The sequence below is a fragment of the Flavobacterium sp. 1355 genome (assembly GCF_017833415.1).
In the GTDB taxonomy this organism is placed as follows: Bacteria; Bacteroidota; Bacteroidia; order Flavobacteriales; family Flavobacteriaceae; genus Flavobacterium.
The window spans coordinates 360514-382029 of the sequence record NZ_JAFICC010000001.1 but is presented as its reverse complement, the minus strand read 5'-3'; the positions used below and the strand labels follow the sequence as shown (position 1 = coordinate 382029).

Below are 21516 nucleotides of genomic sequence, written 5' to 3'. Positions count from 1 at the left end.
AATTTGGAGCGTTAAAGTTTCTGACAATAAAATCCCTGTTTATTAAAAACCCCGTAAACCATTTCTTTAATATCTCTGTTTGTTTCAATTTTCAGCACATGATTATGGTCATCCAAATCAAAATTCATAATACAATCAGAAATAACGAATTGCAAAAGCGATACAATAAACCTTGCATCTTCTTTTGTGGTAACATCTGTTTTATAAGATTCAGTTTTCATTTCTATCGCTTGTTTTTATATATAACAAACGAGATTGAAAAAGTTCCTAATGGTTTTCGATTTTTTTTCGAATAAATTTACTGGCAAGATAAATATGATTGGCAATTGTCTTTTCAGAAAGGTCTGTAATTGCTGCAATCTCCTTATAGCTAAGGTTTTCCAGTTTGTGTAAGGTAAATATTTTTTGTTGCTGCTCCGGAAGCTCATTTATGAAACTATGCAATTTTTGCTGTCTTTCTTCATAAAGGTCCGTTTCGGTTTCTTCTGCGGCAATCTCGATATTGAGAGGTTCGAGCTGAATTATTTTATTTTCCCTGCTTAAATGGTTCAGGATGATATTTTTGCTGATTACAAATAATTGTTTATCCAATAAAACATCTTCATTTAATAATTCCCTTTTATCATAAAGTCTTAAAAAAGTCTCCTGAACAAAATCTTCAGGGCGCAAAACTTTTAAGTCAAATCGTTTTGCAAGGTGGATCAGTTTGTCATAATAAGTAAGATAGACTTCCTTAAAAGAAGCTTCATTGCCTTTTTTTAAACTTATGATTAGTTTTCTGTTTTCCATACCCTAATTGCTAACACTCTAAACTCAGGGATTCTAAATTTATTGCCTTGGATTAATAGTGTTGCTTTTGATTTATTTGTCGCAAAAATTATTTTTTAGTTACAACTAATTTTCATTTACGACAGTACAAAGAACAGAAATTTAATTAATCTGATATACGTTTTTTGGATAAAATATCTCAAAAATAGATTTTGTTAATAACATACACCATTTTATTTGAAAACAGTTACCGTATCAGTAAGGTTTTCGCTGGTGATAAATGCTCTTATAAAATCTTTTACTTCATTTGTAGATTCAACCGACGTTTCAAAAGAATTGATATGATATTCATCGTCCTGATCCAGGATATGTATAATTTCGGTATAACCTTTAGAAATTAAACTTCCTTTTAATTTAATAATATTAAACTGCTGACGACCGTCTAATTCTTTTCGTACTTTTAGTTTTATAGCTCTTTCCATTTATTAATATTTTAAATTAATTTCCTTACAATCTGTATATCAAATATAAAACATAAATTATTTCATCAGATATACTTAAAATAGACTTAACACACTATTTATCAACAAAATATGAACAATTTTAAAAAAATAAATTTCTCTCATTTTGGGTTTTGTGCCTTTTTGCCTAAGGTTTTAAACAGATTTTCCATGCTTAAAGGTATTCAGCTAAGTGATTTATGATCAAAAACCTTTTTTCTGTTCTCAATTTTAGTCAAAAAGTAATATCCCTAAACAAATCCAAATATAACCAAGTTATTGTTAATGCTAATAGCCGACCTTTAAATTTGTTACAATTTGTAACTTATACAAAAACCAATACTGTTACAAATTAGTCTATTTTTGATATTCCAAAAAAATGAAATTAATCCAGGAAAATTAATAAAAAATGCTGAAGGAAAGAGTATTACAAAAGTTAGAAATTTTGTCTGATGCCGCAAAATATGATGTATCATGTTCTTCCGGCCAAAGTAACAGAAAAAACAAGGACAAAGGTTTGGGGAATTCCAGTGGTTCGGGCATTTGTCATTCTTTTACCGAAGACGGACGCTGTGTGGCATTATTAAAAATTTTGCTCACCAATCACTGCATTTTCGATTGCGCTTATTGTGTCTCCAGAAAAAGCAATGATATCAAACGTGCAGCCTTTACTGTTGATGAGGTTGTTGACCTTACAATAGGTTTTTACAGAAGAAATTATATCGAAGGTTTATTTTTGAGTTCGGGCATATTTGATAATCCTGATTATACAATGGAACGTCTGGTGAGAATTGCAAAAAAATTAAGATTAGAGCAAAATTTTAATGGATACATTCACCTGAAAGCAATTCCGGGAGCTAGTGATGAATTGCTAAAAGAAGCCGGAATTTATGCCGACCGTTTAAGCCTAAATCTGGAGATGCCAACAGAACAGGGGCTAAAACTACTTGCTCCTGATAAAAGCCACAAAGATGTTATTAAACCAATGCAATACCTAAAAACTGAGATTGCAGGCCATAAGGAAGAAAGAAAAGCAAATTATAAAGCGCCCCTCTTTGCTCCTGCCGGCCAAAGCACCCAAATGGTAATTGGCGCTACAAAAGAAAGTGATCTTGAAATTTTGGGTATGGCCGATTATTTTTATCAGCAGATGAATATGAGGCGCGTCTATTATTCTGGATATGTGCCTATAAGTCATGACAACCGTCTTCCTTCTATTGGAACTCCGGTGCCGATAATACGCGAAAACCGCCTTTATCAGGCTGACTGGCTCATTCGTTATTATGGATTTAATGTAAATGAAATTGTAGGCTTTAACCAACCAAATCTTGATTTGGATATTGATCCAAAACTGGGATGGGCATTGCGCAATATGAATCAGTTTCCTGTTGATATTAACAGGGCCGATATAGAGCTGATTAAACGAATTCCGGGAATTGGTTTTTTGAGTGCGCAGAAAATTGTAGCGGCAAGAAAGTTTAAAAAACTGGTTCCGCAGGATTTACAAAAAATGGGAATTGCGTACAGCCGCGCTAAATATTTCCTGGCTTTTAGTTCTCCATTTTTACTCCACAAAGATTTAACTGCGTTACAAATTAAAGACCATATTTTAGACACTCAAAAGAGTAAATATCAGAACGATTTTTCTAACCAGCTTTCTTTATTTTAAATAGTTAACCCAATGATACAGGTAATTTATGACGGAAGTTATGAAGGATGGCTTACCGCAGTATTTGAGATTTATGAATTTAAACTTCAAGATGTTGTTTTTGCAAAAAATGAACCTTCGACAGCGTTGCTTTTTGCGACGAGTCATTTTGTAAATACTGATATTGAAAAAGCCAAACGCGTTTCTGATGGTTTAAAACAAAAACTTTCTGAAGAAGGGTTTGAAAGAATTTACAAAACTTTTCTGTCTGAGATAAATTCCGCAGAAGATGTTATGTTTCGGTTTGTTAAATATGTTTTTTCAAGCTCAAAAAACATAGAAGAAGATTTTAGCAATAATGATGTCTGGGAGGTACGAAAAGCAGCCAAAATCACCAGAAGAGAAAGTCACCGCATGAAAGCTTTTGTTCGTTTTAAACTGACAAAAGATCAATTGTATTATGCTATTATTGAACCCGAATGCAATGTACTGCCACTTATAGAAAATCATTTTAAAAGCCGTTATGCCGATCAACGCTGGCTCATATATGATGCAAAACGCAAATATGGAATTTACTATGATCTTGAAGAAACGTCTACTGTACAGCTTCAGTTTAATTCTGCTGCCTCTTCGTCTAAATCCCTCACTGAAATATGTGACGAAGAAGAAGAGTTTTTTCAAATTCTATGGGGCCGTTATTTTACAAGTGTCAATATTGAATCCAGAAAAAACATGAAACTCCATCTTCAGCACATGCCAAAGCGATATTGGAAAAATTTAACAGAGAAATTACGCACTTAATCCATTAAGTGTGAGTTTTTAAAATTATTAAATCTGTATCATTTTTTTATAATTGATTTTATTAAAGGCAATAAATGCACTATTTAAGTGTTATTTAAATAGTTATTAATGTGTCATTTATTTATTATTACTATATGAAAAGGATTTTATTTTTATTTACCATACTTATTTTTTCACTGCAGGGACATGCACAGGATGAATTAAACAAAAAGTTTACACCAATTCCGCCAAAGGATGCAAACATAAAAGAAACAGCACCGCCAAAAGAAGCACCGCCCAAAAATGATCCGCCGGTTGTGGCAGAAAAACCGGATCCTTATAAAATCGATCCTGATCAACTTTTTAAAAACACAAATCTCTATAAACAAGAGGCGAATGTCGAAGGTATTTTTTATAGAAGAAATCAATTTTTAGGCAGTTTTAAAACAACCGGACTCACTTCTACTATTCGTTATCGTGATGCGGCTTTTGTAGATGGAGATAAAGTAAAAGTATATCTGAACGATAAGGTAATCCAGCCCGAAGTAAGTTTAGACGGAGAGTTTAAAAGCTTAAAAATAAACCTGATACAAGGAATCAACAAAATTGATATTGAAGCTTTAAACGAAGGATTTGCTTCTCCGAATACTGCAGAATTTCAGGTTTTTGATGATAAAGGAGTCGTTATTTCGTCAAGCGAATGGAATGTCGGCACGGGCTATAAAGCTGTTATCGTATTAGTAAAAGAATAAAAGCAGAATCTCTCTGCTTTTATTTTTATATCAAAACATTTTTATTTAGTTTCAAAATATTTCCATAAGCAAATGCTGCTTTGTGTACCTGTACTGCCCAGTCTTCGGCTGCATTATCATCGGCACCATCTGAAATATATTTTAAGCACAGAAATGGAATATTTTCTTTCATTGCAATCATAGCCAGCGCATAGGCTTCCATGTCTACAACATTATATACCGTTGTGCGGTGGCCCATTTCAAAACTATCGCCGGTACCACAAATACCCTGCTGCAATCCTTCCATAATTAAGCCATATTCTAATATGGGAGGCAGACCGGATAATGGCGTTTCGTACAATTCAAAGCCCAAACCTCTTACATCCATATCTCTTTGTACAAATTTAGTACAGCAAATAACATCCCCTTTCTGAAAATGATTGCTTCCGGCAGAACCTAAATTGACAATCAATGACGGTTTTTTTATCTGGATCGCTTTCGTTAACTCATAAGCGGCGTTTACCTTTCCTATTCCGGTTATTAAGGTGTTACAATCTTCAAAAACTTCTGCTGCTTCTGATTTTAATGCAAAAGAAAACAGTGTGTTTTCTATAGAAAAGGAATCTTTTTGGTTTATTCTGATCATTATTTTCTTCAATTTCAATTGCAAAAATACCATTTTAAATAATACTTTTTTAAGGATTAAAATACCAATTACATCTATATTGTATAAAGACAGATTATAATCATGTAAAACCAACAGGGCATAAAGTACTTACTTTTAATAAGTTACAAATAAAATATTTTTAATATAAAGTCAGAATACTTAAAAAATCAATAAAACACAAAATCATGGAAGCAAATACATCAACTTTGACAAGCGTGCAGCCGCACAAAACACTGAAGATTAAAAATAATGTATCATCACTGGAGAGAATCTTAATGATTGCAAGTGGCTCGTACCTGTTGTATAAAGGATTATCACAACAGGATAAAAGTATTCCGAAAATAACTTCTGCGGGTGCGATGCTGGCAAGAGGCATTAGCGGATATTGTCCTGTGTATGATGCCATTGACCACCTGAAAAATGATAAGGCGCAAAATGTAAACATCAGAGTTAAAAGCATTATTAACAGACCTGTAAGTGAGGTTTATTCCTTCTGGAGAAATCTGGAAAATTTACCAAAATTCATGAATCATCTTCAATCTGTAAAAACCGTAAATAGTACATTGTCTGAATGGACTGCAAAAGGACCAGCCGGAATTGGAACTCTCACATGGACTGCTGAAATTGTAAAAGATGAAAAAGATAAACTTTTGAGCTGGAACTCATTACCTGACGCTTCTATTAAAAATGTTGGAAAAGTAGCTTTTAACAGTCTTGGTAACAGAACGGAAATTGATGTAACCATTTCATATCATGCTCCACTTGGAGTTGCGGGAGAAGCTGCTGCAAAACTGCTGAATCCTTTCTTCGAAAAAATAGTAAATGACGATATTACAAATCTAAAATCTTATTTGGAATCTGTTCATTAATTTGAATATATAAAAAACAGACTGCAGCATATATTGCTGCAGTTTTTTTGTAAATATCAGTTTAATTCAATATAAATTTTTATGATAGAAAAAATTAATGCTCCTGAAAATGTTGTTGCTTTCAGAGCAATAGGCGAAGTAACGGCACATGATTATAAAACTGTTATAGCTCCGGCCATAGACCAGTTGGTAAGTAAAATAAATAAGATCAATTTTTTGTTCCTGATTGATACTAATCTGGAAAATTTTACTTTGACGTCATGGCTTGAAGATGCTTTTATCGGTATTAAAAATTTTACAAAATGGAACAGGGCCGCAATTGTAACCGACTCCGAAAATGCCATTTCATTTACAAATGGATTTAGCTATATAGCTCCCGGAGAGTTCCGCGGATTTAAAAAAGATTCATTTGATGAAGCGTTACAATGGGTACAAGGCAAGTAATTTTTTATTTTTGCTGCAGAATCAGAAATTAGTTTAATGTACAGAAAAGCGCTTCTCCCAATTATAGAAAAGTCTAGCAGAATATTGATCCTCGGTACTATGCCGGGAGAGCAATCTATTGCAAAACAGCAATATTACGGAAATCCAAGTAATCAATTCTGGAAGATTTTATTTTCTGTTTTTAATGAAGATTTCAGTCTGTCTTATGAAGATCGAAAAGCGTTACTAAGCAAGAATAAAATTGCTTTGTGGAACGTGCTGGCTTCGTGCCAAAGACAAGGTAGCAGCGATGCAAAGATTACCGGAGAAGTGGCAAATGACCTGACAAATCTGCTCACACAATATCCGGACATTAAACATATATTCTTCGAAAGTAAAACTGCTTTTCGATATTTCGAAAAATACAATACTCCTCTTTCAAACGTCACTTATTTTACATTGCCATCGACAAGCGGACTGAGCGCGGGTATGTCTAAGGCTGCAAAAACCGAAAGCTGGAAAATTGTAGCCGAAACTGCATACCTTTATTTGTAAAAAACTTTATAAAAGCGAAAGCCCTCTAAAAAAGAGGGCCTTCTAAATTAACAATTAACAAGTAAATAACTGTCCAGAATTTTTAATTCCTGACAATCATCTATTTCTGAGGAATAGAATCTGTTTTCTGAGGAGCTATAGAATCCGTTTTCGGATCTACTTCCTGACCTCCTTCATTACCTTCATTTGCTCCACGCGTTGTTCCTTTTGATCCTGAATTGATAGATGTACTATCTCCTGCCTGTATGGCATCTGAATCTGTTGTAACTGGTTCGCTTGAAGTTTTACATGAAAATGTAAATGCTATTAAAAATATAAACAGCAACGTTTTTAAGTTGATTAAATTTTTCATATTTATAAAATTTAGTTTGTATTTAACTGATTATCAAATATAAAAACTCTAATACTCGAAATTGTTGCAAGTTTTTCGTAATATGTTACACGATTTACTGTTTTATGCACTCCTTCGCATACAAGCTATCAAATTAATACAAAGATGACTTTGCAAATCACTGATAATTATACAATTGAAAATCAAAATCATATAAACACAATGGTGCCAGCTATTCTAAATTTGATTTAAGATTAATCGTATACGCAAAAAGATACTTTATTATAAAATTATGTATGTACTTCCTGTATCAAATAATTTCTTTTTGACAATTGGATTTATTACTACTTGCTTTTGATACAGGAAGTTACATCACTTTTATTAGAACCTTTTTTCAAATTCTATATTGTATTTTTACTAACAATTAAAGATCAGTGATATGAACACAGAAAATAAACAAAATTACGGTTGGGATAACCCTAATTTTAATGAAACCGAAAATTTTAATACAAACGAAGAAGCAAAAAATTTTTCTGGTTCGAATCAGGAAGATACTTCAAGCTATGTTGATCAATATCAAGATAATATTGATGACGAAGATGAACCAGCAGAAGATATTACCAATAGCGATGATGCCATTGTAAATGAGGAAGAAGATTTGGACAGTCAATTTCTGGATGCTTTGGATGAAGACGAATATTATGAAGATGATGACCTCGAAGACGAAGAAATTGATGAATCGGACATCGATGATGATTTGGTAGAAGATTATGATGAAAATGATACTGATATAAATGATCAGGATTACCAAAAAGAAGGTTACAGCGCCAAAGATGATCTGGATATGCCATATGATATCGATCAGGATCTTGAGGAAAAAGATCCCGTTAATAATCCGAGAAAATTCTAGCATTATTTGAGCATACAAAAGCCATTAGCAAAAAAACACGCTAATGGCTTTTTTCATAACTAAGCAGTATAAACATTAATCCGGATTGGCGAGTATTTTATACAATTCAGCATTCGAAATATAGAATTGATTTTCTATGCTAATTTGCGATAACTTCGCACTTACCAGATTATTTTCTCTCGAATTGATAAGAAATATAGAGCTTTCGCCAAAAGAAAACAATTTTTCTTCTGAGCTCAACATTGCAAAATAATCCTTTACCAGATTATCGATCACCTCTTTTTGTTTTTTCAGCGAAGCAATTTCAGTTTGCTGTGCTTTTATTTTATTTTTAAGCTCCAGTCTTTGCTGATTGATGTCGTATTTCAGATTCTCTATTTTAATTTTAGCCATTTTAAGGTTTCCACGTTCTTTCCTGAGAAAAATCGGAATACTAAAATCAATATTAAATTTATAATCGTCTGTATTAAAAGAATCAAAATAAGCAGGTTCAGAAATATAATTGTACCCTACATTTACCTTAGGAAGCAGCAGATTTGCTTTTAGCTGCCTGTTTACTTCCAACATCGATAATTTAGTTTCCAAAGCCTGTATTTTGGGATGCGATTCAAAATTTTCAACACTCACGAGCATTGCATCGGTCTTTAATGTTTCTTCGAGTGTCTGAAGCAAATTTTGCTCCGGTTTGACATTATCATCCAGTTCGACCGGGACATTTTCTATCCATAAATAATTAGAAAGATAAAGTTTGGCTTTTGCCAATTTCAAATTTCCATTTTCAACATTCAGCTGCCTATTTCGCACTGTAATTTTGGCTTCAATACTATCAATAGCGGGCGAATCACCCAATTCTATCAGTTTCTTTACCCCTTCAAAACGAGTGCTAGCAAAACCAAGGTAACTTTTGTAAAGTTCGGCTTCGTTATAACTTTTTCTCCACTCAAAATAGGCTTCGCTGGCTTTGTATAATACTTCTATTGCTCTGAGTTTTCGCTCAGCATCGCTTAGTTTTAGCTGCAGCTTTCCTTCTCTTACATCGGCCATTCGCTGATTTATAAATAAACCCTGACCAAGGGCAACACTTACCCCTAAAGAGGTTAAACCGGCATTTGGAGTGCGGTTTTGCGGGTTATAATATTGACCCTCTGTATCATCAAAACCTGCTTTTATTTCAACTCCATACCAAGTCGGAATTTTAAAACTGCTGTTTAATAAGGAATAATACTCTGTTCCTTTAAACTCTTTTTTATTATAATCTACTTCAATTTTTGGGTCAAAACCTCCACGTGCAGCCATAAGCGCAGCCTGAGCAGTACTTACTTCCAGATTTGCCTGTTTTACCAGCGGATGGTACTTTTTTACGTATCCTAAAAATTCGCTATAACTTAATTCCTCTTTATTAAAATCCTGACTGTGTCCATTCAAAAAGCCAAATAAAAACAAAAGAGAAAACAATTTTATAACTGATTTCATTTTATTTTTTCTTCTTTTCATCTCCTTCTTTTTCAACTGACTTATAATAATTTGGCGGAAAACCATTTAGATTACGCCATATTTCATATCCTACAGAAACCGTGTCCAGTAAGGCAATACTTTGTGCTCCGGCTCCTATGCTCAGCTCTTTTGGCCATTTTTGATCTTTACCATCAGGTGAAATCAGTACTCTGTATTTTCCGTTTGCACTGATAAAATTTTCAATTGCCACTACCTTTCCGCCATATGTTCCGTAAGACAATCCGGGCCAGCCCGAAAATACAATTCTCGGCCAGCCATCAAACCAAACACGTATTTTTGCACCGCGATGCACCAACGGAAGATCGATAGGATCAACAAATGTTTCGACCGCTATATCGTAACTAGCCGGCATAATACTCACAATTGGAGTTCCTTCTTTGATGGTTTCACCAAGTCCGGTCAGCAAAGCACGGTTTACATAACCACTTTGAGGAGCTGTAATATAGTACAAGCCATTTCTGATGCTGTAATTTGCATATTGATTCTGCAATTTTTTTACCTGCGCTTCTGTATCGTATTGCGTGCTTAAGGCTGTAAATTTATCACTTCTTGATTTCGAAATCTTTTCAGAATATTCAGCCTTAAGGCGGTTTACCTCTACTTTTGCATTTATCAGTTCATTTTTGCTGCTTAACAATTTATTTTGCTGTGTAATAATATAGGCCTCCGATTCCTGAAGCTTCAGGCGTTTCTGTTCTACATCTGTAACTGGTTTTAATCCTTCTTTGTTAAGAGCTGTCGAACGGTTAAATTGCGTTTGTGCTATTCTTAATTGTGTTTTAATAGCTTCAAGGTCCATACTGTCACTTTTGATTTTCAATTGGGCCTGTTTTATTTTATTGAGGGCCTGCTGCAATTTTAAATCTCTTTCAGCATTAAGGGACTTTGCTTGTACGTCAAGAGAATTTACTTTATCTTCGTATGATTCTACCGCCATTTTTTTAGCATCAACCTGCTGTTTGGTATTGTCAACAAGGTTGGGATCCAGATAGTCTTCTTTTACTTCTGAAATAAAAACTATTGTGTCTCCTTTTTTTACATAATCACCTTCTTTTACAAACCATTTTTCAATTCGTCCTGCAATTGCATTATGCACAGTTTGTGGTCTTTGATCGGGTTTTAAGGTAGTAACCGAACCGCTTCCTGAGATGTTTTGTGTCCAGGGAAGAAAAAGGCACGCAATCAGGAAAATTAAAAATCCTACTATAACCCTGTTCAGGATTTTGTAATGGGGTCTTCGGGCAACACTTGTTATCGATTTATATTTGCCCGGAGTTATAAGTACATGGTTATCTTTAGATATATTGAGCATAATTAAAGCTTTACGTCATTAATAATTTTTCCGTCATCAATTGTAATCATACGGCTGCATTTGTCCTTCCAGATTTCATTTTTAGAAGTTAAAATTACCGTCCAGTCGTTTTCATCAGAAAGCAAAAAATCAATAATTTGGGCAGAAGTCTGTTCATCCATTTTATCAACAGGATCTTCAAGGAATAATATATTTGGCTTATGAACGATGCTGCGTGCCAGCAATATTTTCTGAACATCTGAAGCAGAAAGTGCATTTAAACCCGGATGAATCTGATTTTCAAGCCCATTAGGAAACGTTTTTATATAGGGTGTCAGGCATACATTATCCAAAGCCCACTTCAAATCATCATTATTGACTGTACTGTTCCCGAAAACGACATTCTCGCGAATGGTTCCCACAAAAAGCGTATCTCCTTCCAAAAGTGTTCCTGCCTGTGCTCTGTAGGCATCTTCGTTAAGGCGGTTCATGTAATTATCTGTCACATACATGGCACCGCTTTCTGGTTCTAATACACCGGAAAGAAGTCGCAATAGGGTACTTTTTCCCGCACCATTTGGGCCTGTAAGCAATATTTTTTCGCCCTGAGCGATCTTTAGGTTAATATTTTTGAGCGATTTTTTATTATTACCCGGATAATTATAAGCAATACTATCTGTTTCGATTGTAATTCCTGTTTCGGTTATCGTAGATGTTTCCGGAATGCAGGAGATCTCCATATCTGTTACCTGTCCGATTTTTTCTAACGAAGTAAGCACATCATAAAAAGATTCAAGTCCAAAGATTATTTTCTCTACAGAATTGATAAGCAATACAATAACAATTTCAGCAGCTACAAACTGCCCAATATTCATTTGATGGTGAATTACCAGAAAACCACCAATAGACAAAAGGGCAGCAGTAACAATAACTTTAAATATAGTCAGTTGTACATATTGCTTTTTCATTACCTGAAAGTGTTTTTCTCGGTAATTTATATATTCGCTCACATAGCCGTCATTTCGTTCTAATGCATATTCAAATCCGCTTTTTTTCCGAAAACTTTCACGGTTACGCGCTATTTCCTGAAGCCAGGCTGCTACTTTGTATTTGAACTTGGATTCGTTTAGACTTGTTTCGAGGCCGTCTTTATATGAAAATTTAAAAATTATATATAAAATTGCGATAAAAAACAGACCAATTACCATAAAGAAGGAATGGTACAAAACCAATAATATTATACCAAGACCTACCTGCAAAAAAGCGGTACAGAAGTCTAATAATAATTTTGCCGTTCCTTTTTGCACCATCAGTGTATCAAAAAAACGGTTTGCTTTTTCGGGTGCATATTCAGAATACATTTCCTTAAATTTAATTAAGGGCATTCTGTAAGCAAACTCAAAAGAAGTACGCACAAAAATACGCTGTTGGAGATTTTCTACTATCCGAAGCTGTAAAATGATTAAAATACCGCCAAAACCAACTCCAATTGTAACCAGAAAAACCAGAACAATCCAGGAAACACTAAGCTGTCCGCTTTGGATAAAATTAATAATTGCCTGGATTCCCAAAGGCAGTGAAAGGTTTACCAAACCTGCAAAAGCGGCATAAAATATAATTTGATATACGTCGCGTTTGTCTAGTTTAAGTAAATTAAAAAAACGTTTAAGAGGTGTCATGAATTTATATATAAATACAAGATTAATAGATTGATATACGGCAAATGCCATAGCAGGGATGTTAGAATTTCTTCTAAATCAAAAAAGAGTATTTATATTACTATTTGTGGAGGCGGCAAATGAATTTCACCGTGAAAAACAAAGGAAAAAATAGGATTGTCTATATAATTTTTTCCTGCAGATTCGATCTGAAAATCGACCGGATGCAATGATGCATCTAAAGGAATAATATAATCCATAGACGGAATTCCTTTTGCGAGTTTGGCAGTTTTGGAATCTTTTGTTTTAGAATCTTCTAATTCTTCGGGAATTGCATCACATTTGAATATTTTCTTGAGAAAATTACAAGTTATTCCGGATATAGAATTTTCTGCTGTATTCTCATTAATAATAAGGCCAAAACTGTTGGCAATATTAATACTGCTCATCAAAAAATACCCGATAAGCAATACCTGAAGGCATTTACAAACAAGACTATTTTTAATTCTGTTAAGCATTTTTTCAAAAGTTCTAAGCCTGCAATTTAAAACTTAATTTTTAGTGCTACATTAGAGGAACATTAGAATTTTATTTTTAGGCAAAAATTAAAAATCTAATAATCAGTAATTTAAAAAATTAAAAATCTTAATTTCATAAAATTCTTATATTATTCATCAGCAGGATGCAACTGAGATTCCATAAATTTGGCAGTAACAATAGTTCCTTCCTGATCTTCCCATTGCGTAATGACATTCTCTATTAAATCTGGTTCAAAACCGATAACTTTCATAATCTGGCCTCCAAACTCCTGCTGTACATTTTGTCCTTTTGTAAACATCTTGTAGTATTTAAATTTATAATTGATTTTAATTTCTCAACTAAATTAATGAGATCTTGTTTTGATTCTTTACATGATTTTTCAGGATTATTATATTTTAATATTCATTAACTCACCACATGTAAATTGTATAAAAATCAAATATTGATTATGTAAGGACATTATTTTTTTTAATGATTTACTTTATACAACTTCCCTTTTTATACAATTTAAAATCACAATGAGTATGAGTGATATAGCACGACGTTTTCCCGAAAATCCTTTATTAATGCCTAAAGACCTAAGTGCAAGTACCCCGGAACTGCAGATTATAAGTTTGCTGAATCCCGGCGTTTTTGTTTTTGAAAATAAAACATGGCTTTTGGTAAGGGTTGCAGAATGTATTACACAAAAAGAAGGTGTAATATTTTTTCCGGTTGTAAATGCATTGGGAAAAGTAGAAATTATAGAAATTCCGCTCAACGATCCTGATCTGATTGCGAATGATGCCCGTGTTGTGAATTATAAAGGGCTGGATTATCTTACTACCCTATCTCATCTCCGATTGCTTTGCAGTGATGACGGAGTCCATTTTTATGAGCCTGAAAATTCTGAAATTATAATGGGAACAGGAATTCTCGAGCAATTTGGAATTGAGGATTGCCGTGTCAGTAAAATTAAAGATACTTATTATCTGACTTATACTGCTGTTTCTGAAAATGGCGTGGGAGTTGGATTGCGTACTACAAAAGACTGGAAAAATTTTGATTTTAAAGGAATGATCCTTCCTCCGCATAATAAAGATTGTGCGATTTTTGAAGAACTGATCGACGGCAAATATTATGCGCTGCACCGGCCTTCGAGTCCGCAAATTGGAGGGAATTTTATCTGGCTTGCCGAATCACAAGACGGAGTTTATTGGGGAAATCATCAATGCATTGTAAAAACACGCCACGGAATGTGGGATAGTGCCCGAGTTGGCGCGGGTGCAGCACCGATAAAAACAGAGAAAGGATGGCTCGAAATTTATCATGGCGCCAATGCAGAACATCAATATTGCCTGGGTGCATTTCTTATGGATCTTGAAAATCCTTCAAAGGTTATTGCCAGGTCCGTAGAACCAATTATGTTTCCAAAAGCAAATTATGAGCTCAGTGGCTTTTTTGGTTATGTGGTTTTTACGAACGGTCATGTTGTAGACGGAGATAAACTAACAGTCTATTACGGTGCAGCTGATGAATTTGTTTGCGGGGCAGAATTTTCAATTAAGGAAATCCTGTCAACGCTGGAGATCTAAAGAGATTTTAAAACATAAAAAAAACCTGTAACAAAAAAATGCTACAGGTTTTTCTTTTTTAATGTAATTTCTATTAAGCTTCATCTTCTTCGGCTGCATCGAAATTAATAGTATTGTAAGCTGCCTCAGTTAGTGTCACATCGGCATCTTTTTCTTCACCCAAAGTTTTTTCAAGTAACAATACTGCATCATCTTCACCCAAAGTTTGTGCAAATGCTGCTAAAGTACCATAAGTTGCAATTTCGTAATGCTCAATCTTTTGTGAAGCCGCAATAATTCCGGCATCTCTAACCGGTCCAACTTCTGTTTCTTCCATAATGCTTTCTCCTTCTTTGATAAGACCTTCCATAGCATCACATTTTTTAGCCACAGCTTTTTCACCAACAGACTCAAACACTTTTTCAAGTCTTGTAACTTGTTCTTGTGTTACAGCCAAATGTTCGTTGATTGCTGTGATAAGGTTTTCTGATGTAGCATTTTTTGCCATTTTTGGAAGCGCTTTTACCAAAGCTTTTTCTGCCCAGTAAATATCTTTTAAAGAATCAACAAATAATTCTCTAAGTCCTTCTGCCGCACTTGATTTTGCTTTTACACTTGCGTTTTTACCAGTTGATTTTGAAGCAGTACCTGTTGCTTTTGTTTTAGATGTTGCTGTGCTTTTTGCACTCGTAGTGCTTTTTGTATTTTTCGTTGCAGTTTTCATGATTTTGTGTTTAAAATTATATTTTCAAATTTATAGAACATATTACGGCATTTCTTACACAATTAATTATCAACCTTATAGGATTTTCAGATGTGTGTCATTCAATGTCCAATAATTGTTTCAGGTTTCAGCGTTTCAGGTTTCGCAAACATGAAACTTTAAGATAAAAACTGACAAAGTGTGAATCATGAAATAAGATATTTAATTTAAAATCTTAAATTTAATACTCTAAAAACAATTATATATGATACATCCCGATACAGAAGTTCGTTTTATAAATGCCGAAAAAGGTTACGGTCTGGTAGCTACAAAATTTATCCCCCGCGGGACTATTACCTGGGTTCAGGACGAACTCGACCAGATTTTTAAAAGAAAAAAAGTACAAACACTGAACCCTTATATCAGACAATATCTGGAAACGTATTCTTTTACTAATAAATATGGAGATTATGTTTTATGTTGGGATAATGCAAAGTTTGTAAATCACAGTTTTCATCCAAGTTGTTTCAGTACTCCATATGACTTTGAAATTGCGGTGAGGGATATTTATCCGGGTGAAGAACTTACTGATGATTATGGCTATCTAAATGTTGAAAAACCTTTTGACGTAATTGATGAAGGTTCTCAAAGAAAAAAAGTTTATCCCGATGACATTCTTCACTTTTATAACGAATGGGATTTATTAATAAAAGAGAATGCGCCAAAGGTTACAGAAGTAAAACAAATTTTAACCGACTTAATTCCCGCTCCTGTTTGGAATGAATTTTTGAGTGCCTTAAAAAAACCACATGAAATGCGATCTATATTAGAATGCTATTATGATCGAAAAGTGAATGCATAAAATCATAAAACCTGCAGTAATAACATCACTGCAGGTTTTACAAAACATTAAATAAGCAACCTAAGGCAAATATTATTTGCCATTAGAAGTTTTGGCCGAATCCTGAACAGCGGCACTACCCTTTTGTACAGATCCTGCAGTACCTGAGCCTGTTGAGCTTTCGCCTGTAGCACCCGTAGTTCCAGGGTTAGTAACATTTGTTGTATCCGAATTTGGTCCCACTGTATCTATCGCCATTTCTGTAGAATCAGTCTCATTTCCATAATTGTCTGCCGGAGCTGTTTCATTCTTTTTACACGAAATCATTAGTCCGAACAATAAAATAAACAAGGCCAATCTGGTTTTGAGTAAAGCTTTCATAAGTCTTCTTTTTTAGTTCGTAAACCAAAATTATAGTTTATGGTTTATTAATGGTTACATCTTTTATGGCATATTTTACAGAATAAACACAAAGACTTAAATATCAAATGATTAATACATTAAAAAAGCACTAATTTTTGAAAATTTGACAACATTAAAATCATTTAGGAGAAAAATTTTGATTTATGACAAAAAAAACTGTAAAATACTGTAATTATACAAGTTACTTATAAAATTCTATAAATATAGGGTTATCTTTTAAAGTACTTTTAATCACTATTTTAATTTCAGCTATAGTAGTTTTATCGCATCCATTAATTAAAATTAATAATTATGAATATTTCAAATCAAAGAAACAATGTTTCAAGTTCCAGAACATCAGAGAAAAAGACAGAGTCAAAGTCAACATCTTCAAGAACCAATGAAAAAACTATTTCTGATATAAAAAAAACAGCGATACCAAAGCACAACTCATAAGAATCTATAAGTATGAGTTGCTGTGAAAAGGTAATTTAGTATAATCTCGGTATCTGGCTCATTTTCCAATACGAAATGATGTTTGATATAACCTCCTGATACGTTTTGAAATTCTCTTCTTTTTTGAAATAACCATGCGCAGAAAGTGCAAATGCACGATGTATATTTTCGGGATCTTTTGATGTCGAAAGAAAAATATACGGAATACATTTTTTGCTTAGCAGATCATCTTTCAAAATTATGGTTCTCAATTCATAGCCATCCATTTTTGGCATATTGATATCCGATAAAACCAAAAATGGCTTTACTTCTACTTTTGAAAGATAAGACACGACCTTTGTCGAATCATCAAAAAAAACTATTTTATTGGTAATCTTAAGACTCTCGAAGATATCAGCTAAAAATTCTCTGTCATCCTGATCATCCTCTACTACAATGATTTCTCCATTTATATTCATAAAAAGATTTTTTCGGAAGGTATCAAGTAAAAGTACAACTATTTTGGAAGAACAAATATAATAAAAATCTTTCAAATAAAATCTTAAAATTTTATTCTTTGTATTTTTAAATTTAATTATTTATACTAAAAATGCTGTAATTTCTTTGTAAAATCTTGTAAGAATAAAAAAGTTAATAATCGCATTTTTAAGGTTTTAATTTAAAAACTTACAAAATGAAAGCAGCAGTTATACACGGGCCGGGTTCAATTCAATACGACACGGTAGATGATCCTGGCTTAAAAGCACAGGATGACATTATTCTTAAAGTAACATCAACAGCCATTTGCGGATCGGACCTCCATATATATTCGGGTGGGTTTCCTCAGCCACGACCTATGGTTTTGGGCCACGAATTTATGGGTATCGTTGAAGAAGTCGGCAGCGAAGTAAGGAATCTAAAAGTTGGGGATCGTGTTGTAGTACCTTTCCCGATTGCATGCGGATCGTGCTTTTTTTGCAATCATGATTTGCCGGGACATTGTGAACACAGTAATCCTGAAAATTATGGCCCCGAAGGTGGAATTGTAACCGAAAAAGGTGGTGCGCTATTTGGCTACACTGACTTATATGGCGGTTATGATGGCGGACAGGCACAATATGTCCGGGTTCCTTATGCCAATTTTGGTCCACGAATAGTTCCCGATTTCCTTACGGATGAGCAGGTTTTATTTCTAACGGACATTTTCCCAACCGGATATACAGGAGTTGACTGGGGCGAAATTAAGGGCGGAGAAAGTGTCGCCATCTTTGGCTCAGGACCTGTTGGCCTCATGTCAGCAAAAAGCGCCTTTTTGAGAGGTGCAGAAAGAGTTTTTGTGATTGATACCCTGCAATATCGTCTTGACAAGGCTTACGAGACAACTGGCTGTGAAACCATTTTATGGGAAGATGGTGCAAAAGATGTTGTAGAACATATCAGGGCGCTTACAAATGGCCGTGGTGCCGATGTTTGCATAGATGCGGTAGGTTTTGAGCCTGATCGTAATTTAATCGACAGAGCAAAAGCCGTAATTAATCTCGAAAAAGGTTCTGTAAAAGTACTGGAAGCTTGTATGAGCGCGGTTCGTCGAGGCGGAATTGTGTCTGTATTGGGTGTTTATCCTTCTTTGTATGATAATTTTCCTATTGGACAATTTTTTGATAAAGGAATTACACTAAAAGGTGGTCAGGCTCCTGCACAAAAATATATCGACAAATTGTTGGGGTATGTTGCAGAAGGAAGAGTAAAACTTGATGATATCATTACGCACAGATTGCCATTATCTGAAATTTCACATGCTTATGATATTTTTAAAAAACGTACTGACGGTTGTGTCAAAGTAGTTCTTGATCCATGGAAATAAATTTTTGTTGCAAAAAAAATGGTCTGTTTATTAATTGTAATAAACAGACCATTTTTATTTAAACTGTCATTATGTGAAAACCTTTTATTTTTAAATTTCTACATAATTGAAAAAATTATTTTGAAGCTGAATACGAATATGGATAATCAGCCGATGATGTTCCGCGTTGTAAATTTGGAGAACTGGTCATGTCAAAATTTAATTCTCCGCCTTCTAATAAATCAAAATGACCAATATAATTTTTTTCATGTTTTGAATTGTTCCATTTCAATTTATCGACATATCGGTTGGTTTCAGAATTATCAGTGGCGTTTATAATAAGCTGTTTTTTGTTTTCAAACTGTATGGTTGTTTTCTTAAATAATGGTGCTCCAAGCACATATTCTTCGGTTGCAGGGCAAACAGGATAGAATCCCATTGCAGAAAAAATATACCAGGCAGATGTCTGTCCATTATCTTCGTCTCCGCAATATCCGTCCGGAGTTGGTTTGTACAAACGATTCATAACCTCTCTTGACCAATATTGTGTTTTCCAGGGTTCTCCTGCATAATTATATAAATAAATCATATGCTGAATTGGCTGGTTTCCATGTGCATACTGCCCCATATTCATAATCTGCATTTCGCGAATCTCATGAATTACAGATCCGTAATAAGTATCATCAAATACCGGAGGCGTAGTAAAAACAGCATCCAGTTTGGCCGTAAAAGCTTTCTCTCCTCCCATTAAATTTATCAACCCCTGAATATCATGAAAAACGCTCCAGCTGTAATGCCAGCTGTTTCCTTCTGTAAAGGCGTCTCCCCATTTTAGGGGATTAAACTTTGCAGGAAAGCTTCCGTCTTTGTTTCTTCCGCTCATCAGTCCGATGGCAGGGCTGAAAACATTTTTATAATTCAGCATTCGCTTTTCAAACAATTTAATTTCATTTTTCGGACGATCTAAGGCTTTCGCTAATTTCCAAATGGCAAAATCATCATAAGCATATTCTAAAGTTCTGGCAGCATTTTCATTGATTTTTACATCATAAGGTACATATCCCAAAGTATTGTAATAGCTCACGCCCTTTCTTCCCACAGCATCCATTGGGCCTTCATTATTTGCGCCATGTACCAGGGCTTCATACAATGTATTAATATCATAACCTCTTAAACCTTTCATATACGCATCAGAAACAACTGATGCCGAATTATTCCCGACCATAACATTTCTAAAGCCCGGACTGGACCATTCTGGCAAAAATCCTCCTTCTTTATAATCGTTTATAAGCCCTTCCTGCATTTCTTTGTTTATAGAAGGATAAACCAGGTTGAGCAAAGGATATAAGGCCCGAAAAGTGTCCCAAAACCCGGTTCCGGCAAACATATAACCAGGCAAAATCTTTCCGTTGTAGGGGCTGTAATGCACAATATCACCATTTTTGTCTATCTCATATTGTTTTTGAGGAAAACATACTGTGCGGTACAAACAAGAATAAAAAGTTCTTACTTTCTCTGCGTTATCATCCTCAATTGTTATTCTTCCAAGAACTTTATTCCACTCATTTTTAGATTGTTCTACCGTTTCATCAAAAGTTGCCTGACCCAATTCATTTTTTAAATTTAACTCAGCCTGTTCTGCACTGATAAAAGAAGAAGCTACTTTTATATTTACTTTTTCTCCTTTCTGCGTTTTAAATTCTACTACGGCACCTACATGAAGTCCTGTTGATTCTAATTTGTCTTTTGTCAGGGTTTTATCTGTCCAGGTCGAGTTGGCTGTAAATGGTTTGTCAAACTGTAATACAAAATAGTTTTTGAAATTCTCCGGCACGCCGCCACTGTTGCGGGTTGTATACCCAATAATTTTATTTTCTGATGGAATAATTTTAATATAAGATCCTTTATCGAATGCATCGATTATAATTGAAGATTTCTCATTATCCGGAAATGTGATCTGAAAATGTGCTGCTCTTTCTGTTGCCGTAATTTCTGTTGTAACATCATAATCAGCAAGATAAACACTGTAATAATAAGGTTTGGATGTTTCTGCCTTATGGCTAAACCAACTTGCTCTTTCATCTTCATTAAAGACCGTTTTGCCAGTTACCGGCATTATAGAAAACTGCCCGTAATCATTCATCCACGGTGATGGCTGATGTGTTTGTTTAAATCCTCTTATTTTTTCTGCGGTATACGTATATGCCCAGCCATCGCCCATTTTTCCTGTTTGCGGTGTCCAGAAATTCATACCCCATGGCCTGCAAATTGCGGGATAGGTATTCCCGTTAGAAAGATTGTGCAAAGATTGTGTTCCCATCAAAGGATTTACATATTCAACAGGATCCAAAGTTTTATTTTGTGCATTAACAAAAAAACAACATTGCATTAGTCCTAAAAAAATTAAATACTTTATTCTCATAATTGTTTTATGTTGTAAAATGTGCTGTAAAATGAAAAATGTACTTTGAGTATATTTTATTTTGATTCTGAATATTTTAAATACTTTAACTACAAGGTTTTAGAATCTTGCAGGAAAGTCTTTTTCTAAAT

At 34.2% G+C, this 21516-nt stretch carries 25 protein-coding genes; 11 read left to right on the top strand and 14 right to left on the bottom strand.

Translation table 11 applies throughout. The annotated features are described in order from the left end of the window. Window positions 1-11: 11 nt before the first annotated feature. The 3 genes from JOD96_RS01735 to JOD96_RS01725 all read right to left on the bottom strand — a co-directional run bounded on the left by JOD96_RS01735 (window position 12) and on the right by JOD96_RS01725 (window position 1250). A complete protein-coding gene (locus JOD96_RS01735) occupies window positions 12-221 on the bottom strand; it encodes a hypothetical protein (protein ID WP_209562545.1) in 210 nt (69 codons plus the stop codon). A gap of 46 nt (window positions 222-267) precedes the next feature. Further along, window positions 268-789, bottom strand: a complete 522-nt coding sequence (locus tag JOD96_RS01730; protein WP_209562544.1) for an RNA polymerase sigma factor — start codon at window positions 787-789, stop codon at window positions 268-270. 212 nt (window positions 790-1001) lie between these two features. After that, window positions 1002-1250, bottom strand: coding sequence for a hypothetical protein (locus tag JOD96_RS01725; protein ID WP_209562543.1), 249 nt, complete (start codon window positions 1248-1250; stop codon window positions 1002-1004). A 427-nt stretch (window positions 1251-1677) separates the two neighbouring features. Here JOD96_RS01725 and JOD96_RS01720 point away from each other — a divergent pair, with 427 nt between their 5' ends. From JOD96_RS01720 to JOD96_RS01710, 3 genes are all read left to right on the top strand, one after another. Continuing rightward, window positions 1678-2937: a putative DNA modification/repair radical SAM protein gene (locus JOD96_RS01720; RefSeq protein WP_209562542.1), complete on the top strand. Its 1260-nt coding sequence runs from the start codon at window positions 1678-1680 to the stop codon at window positions 2935-2937. A gap of 12 nt (window positions 2938-2949) precedes the next feature. After that, a complete protein-coding gene (locus tag JOD96_RS01715) occupies window positions 2950-3717 on the top strand; it encodes a TIGR03915 family putative DNA repair protein (RefSeq protein ID WP_209562541.1) in 768 nt (255 codons plus the stop codon). 134 nt (window positions 3718-3851) lie between these two features. Continuing rightward, window positions 3852-4448 (top strand): hypothetical protein, encoded by a 597-nt coding sequence (locus JOD96_RS01710; RefSeq protein ID WP_209562540.1) that lies wholly within the window; start codon window positions 3852-3854, stop codon window positions 4446-4448. Between the two features lie 25 nt (window positions 4449-4473). Here the strand turns inward: JOD96_RS01710 and JOD96_RS01705 are convergent, their stop codons facing one another. Continuing rightward, complete coding sequence (locus JOD96_RS01705) at window positions 4474-5073, bottom strand: nucleosidase (protein ID WP_209562539.1); 600 nt, start codon at window positions 5071-5073, stop codon at window positions 4474-4476. A 206-nt stretch (window positions 5074-5279) separates the two neighbouring features. Here JOD96_RS01705 and JOD96_RS01700 point away from each other — a divergent pair, with 206 nt between their 5' ends. The 3 genes from JOD96_RS01700 (at window position 5280) to JOD96_RS01690 (ending at window position 6941) form a co-directional block, all read left to right on the top strand. After that, entirely contained in the window at window positions 5280-5963 is a 684-nt protein-coding gene (locus tag JOD96_RS01700) for an SRPBCC family protein (RefSeq protein WP_209562538.1), read from the top strand. A gap of 81 nt (window positions 5964-6044) precedes the next feature. Beyond that, window positions 6045-6407 (top strand): STAS/SEC14 domain-containing protein, encoded by a 363-nt coding sequence (locus JOD96_RS01695; RefSeq protein WP_209562537.1) that lies wholly within the window; start codon window positions 6045-6047, stop codon window positions 6405-6407. A gap of 36 nt (window positions 6408-6443) precedes the next feature. Next, a complete protein-coding gene (locus JOD96_RS01690; protein WP_209562536.1) occupies window positions 6444-6941 on the top strand; it encodes a DNA-deoxyinosine glycosylase in 498 nt (165 codons plus the stop codon). A gap of 100 nt (window positions 6942-7041) precedes the next feature. Here JOD96_RS01690 and JOD96_RS01685 read toward each other — a convergent pair whose 3' ends face one another. After that, on the bottom strand, window positions 7042-7293 hold the full coding sequence (locus JOD96_RS01685) for a hypothetical protein (protein ID WP_209562535.1): 252 nt from the start codon (window positions 7291-7293) through the stop codon (window positions 7042-7044). Between the two features lie 418 nt (window positions 7294-7711). Between JOD96_RS01685 and JOD96_RS01680 the strand changes: the two genes are divergently transcribed. Beyond that, window positions 7712-8182, top strand: a complete 471-nt coding sequence (locus JOD96_RS01680; protein WP_209562534.1) for a hypothetical protein — start codon at window positions 7712-7714, stop codon at window positions 8180-8182. 75 nt (window positions 8183-8257) lie between these two features. Here the strand turns inward: JOD96_RS01680 and JOD96_RS01675 are convergent, their stop codons facing one another. From JOD96_RS01675 to JOD96_RS01655, 5 genes are all read right to left on the bottom strand, one after another. Next, window positions 8258-9676 carry a TolC family protein gene (locus JOD96_RS01675; RefSeq protein ID WP_209562533.1) on the bottom strand — a complete coding sequence of 473 codons (1419 nt, stop codon included), beginning with the start codon at window positions 9674-9676 and terminating at the stop codon, window positions 8258-8260. Next, entirely contained in the window at window positions 9657-11009 is a 1353-nt protein-coding gene (locus JOD96_RS01670) for an HlyD family secretion protein (RefSeq protein WP_209562532.1), read from the bottom strand. The genes JOD96_RS01675 and JOD96_RS01670 overlap by 20 nt, the downstream gene beginning before the upstream one ends. 2 nt (window positions 11010-11011) lie before the next feature. Continuing rightward, window positions 11012-12667 (bottom strand): peptidase domain-containing ABC transporter, encoded by a 1656-nt coding sequence (locus JOD96_RS01665; protein WP_209562669.1) that lies wholly within the window; start codon window positions 12665-12667, stop codon window positions 11012-11014. A 92-nt stretch (window positions 12668-12759) separates the two neighbouring features. Then, window positions 12760-13164, bottom strand: a complete 405-nt coding sequence (locus JOD96_RS01660; RefSeq protein WP_209562531.1) for a hypothetical protein — start codon at window positions 13162-13164, stop codon at window positions 12760-12762. A 149-nt stretch (window positions 13165-13313) separates the two neighbouring features. Then, window positions 13314-13484 (bottom strand): hypothetical protein, encoded by a 171-nt coding sequence (locus JOD96_RS01655; protein ID WP_209562530.1) that lies wholly within the window; start codon window positions 13482-13484, stop codon window positions 13314-13316. Between the two features lie 226 nt (window positions 13485-13710). Here JOD96_RS01655 and JOD96_RS01650 point away from each other — a divergent pair, with 226 nt between their 5' ends. Next, window positions 13711-14760 (top strand): glycoside hydrolase family 130 protein, encoded by a 1050-nt coding sequence (locus JOD96_RS01650; protein WP_209562529.1) that lies wholly within the window; start codon window positions 13711-13713, stop codon window positions 14758-14760. A gap of 73 nt (window positions 14761-14833) precedes the next feature. Here JOD96_RS01650 and JOD96_RS01645 read toward each other — a convergent pair whose 3' ends face one another. Beyond that, window positions 14834-15463, bottom strand: a complete 630-nt coding sequence (locus JOD96_RS01645) for a ferritin-like domain-containing protein (RefSeq protein WP_209562528.1) — start codon at window positions 15461-15463, stop codon at window positions 14834-14836. A gap of 244 nt (window positions 15464-15707) precedes the next feature. On the opposite strand from JOD96_RS01645, the gene JOD96_RS01640 reads away from it, so the two are divergent. Next, window positions 15708-16304: an SET domain-containing protein gene (locus tag JOD96_RS01640; protein ID WP_209562527.1), complete on the top strand. Its 597-nt coding sequence runs from the start codon at window positions 15708-15710 to the stop codon at window positions 16302-16304. A 72-nt stretch (window positions 16305-16376) separates the two neighbouring features. Here the strand turns inward: JOD96_RS01640 and JOD96_RS01635 are convergent, their stop codons facing one another. Continuing rightward, complete coding sequence (locus JOD96_RS01635; RefSeq protein ID WP_209562526.1) at window positions 16377-16664, bottom strand: hypothetical protein; 288 nt, start codon at window positions 16662-16664, stop codon at window positions 16377-16379. A 333-nt stretch (window positions 16665-16997) separates the two neighbouring features. Between JOD96_RS01635 and JOD96_RS01630 the strand changes: the two genes are divergently transcribed. After that, window positions 16998-17141 carry a hypothetical protein gene (locus JOD96_RS01630; protein ID WP_209562525.1) on the top strand — a complete coding sequence of 48 codons (144 nt, stop codon included), beginning with the start codon at window positions 16998-17000 and terminating at the stop codon, window positions 17139-17141. Window positions 17142-17176: 35 nt separating this feature from the next. Here the strand turns inward: JOD96_RS01630 and JOD96_RS01625 are convergent, their stop codons facing one another. Next, the gene (locus tag JOD96_RS01625) at window positions 17177-17599 is read right to left on the bottom strand and encodes a response regulator (RefSeq protein ID WP_209562524.1); all 423 of its coding nucleotides are present in this window, start codon (window positions 17597-17599) and stop codon (window positions 17177-17179) included. A gap of 215 nt (window positions 17600-17814) precedes the next feature. Here JOD96_RS01625 and JOD96_RS01620 point away from each other — a divergent pair, with 215 nt between their 5' ends. Beyond that, window positions 17815-18984 (top strand): zinc-dependent alcohol dehydrogenase, encoded by a 1170-nt coding sequence (locus JOD96_RS01620; protein WP_209562523.1) that lies wholly within the window; start codon window positions 17815-17817, stop codon window positions 18982-18984. Between the two features lie 115 nt (window positions 18985-19099). Here JOD96_RS01620 and JOD96_RS01615 read toward each other — a convergent pair whose 3' ends face one another. Then, window positions 19100-21385: a GH92 family glycosyl hydrolase gene (locus tag JOD96_RS01615; RefSeq protein WP_209562522.1), complete on the bottom strand. Its 2286-nt coding sequence runs from the start codon at window positions 21383-21385 to the stop codon at window positions 19100-19102. Window positions 21386-21516: the final 131 nt, after the last annotated feature.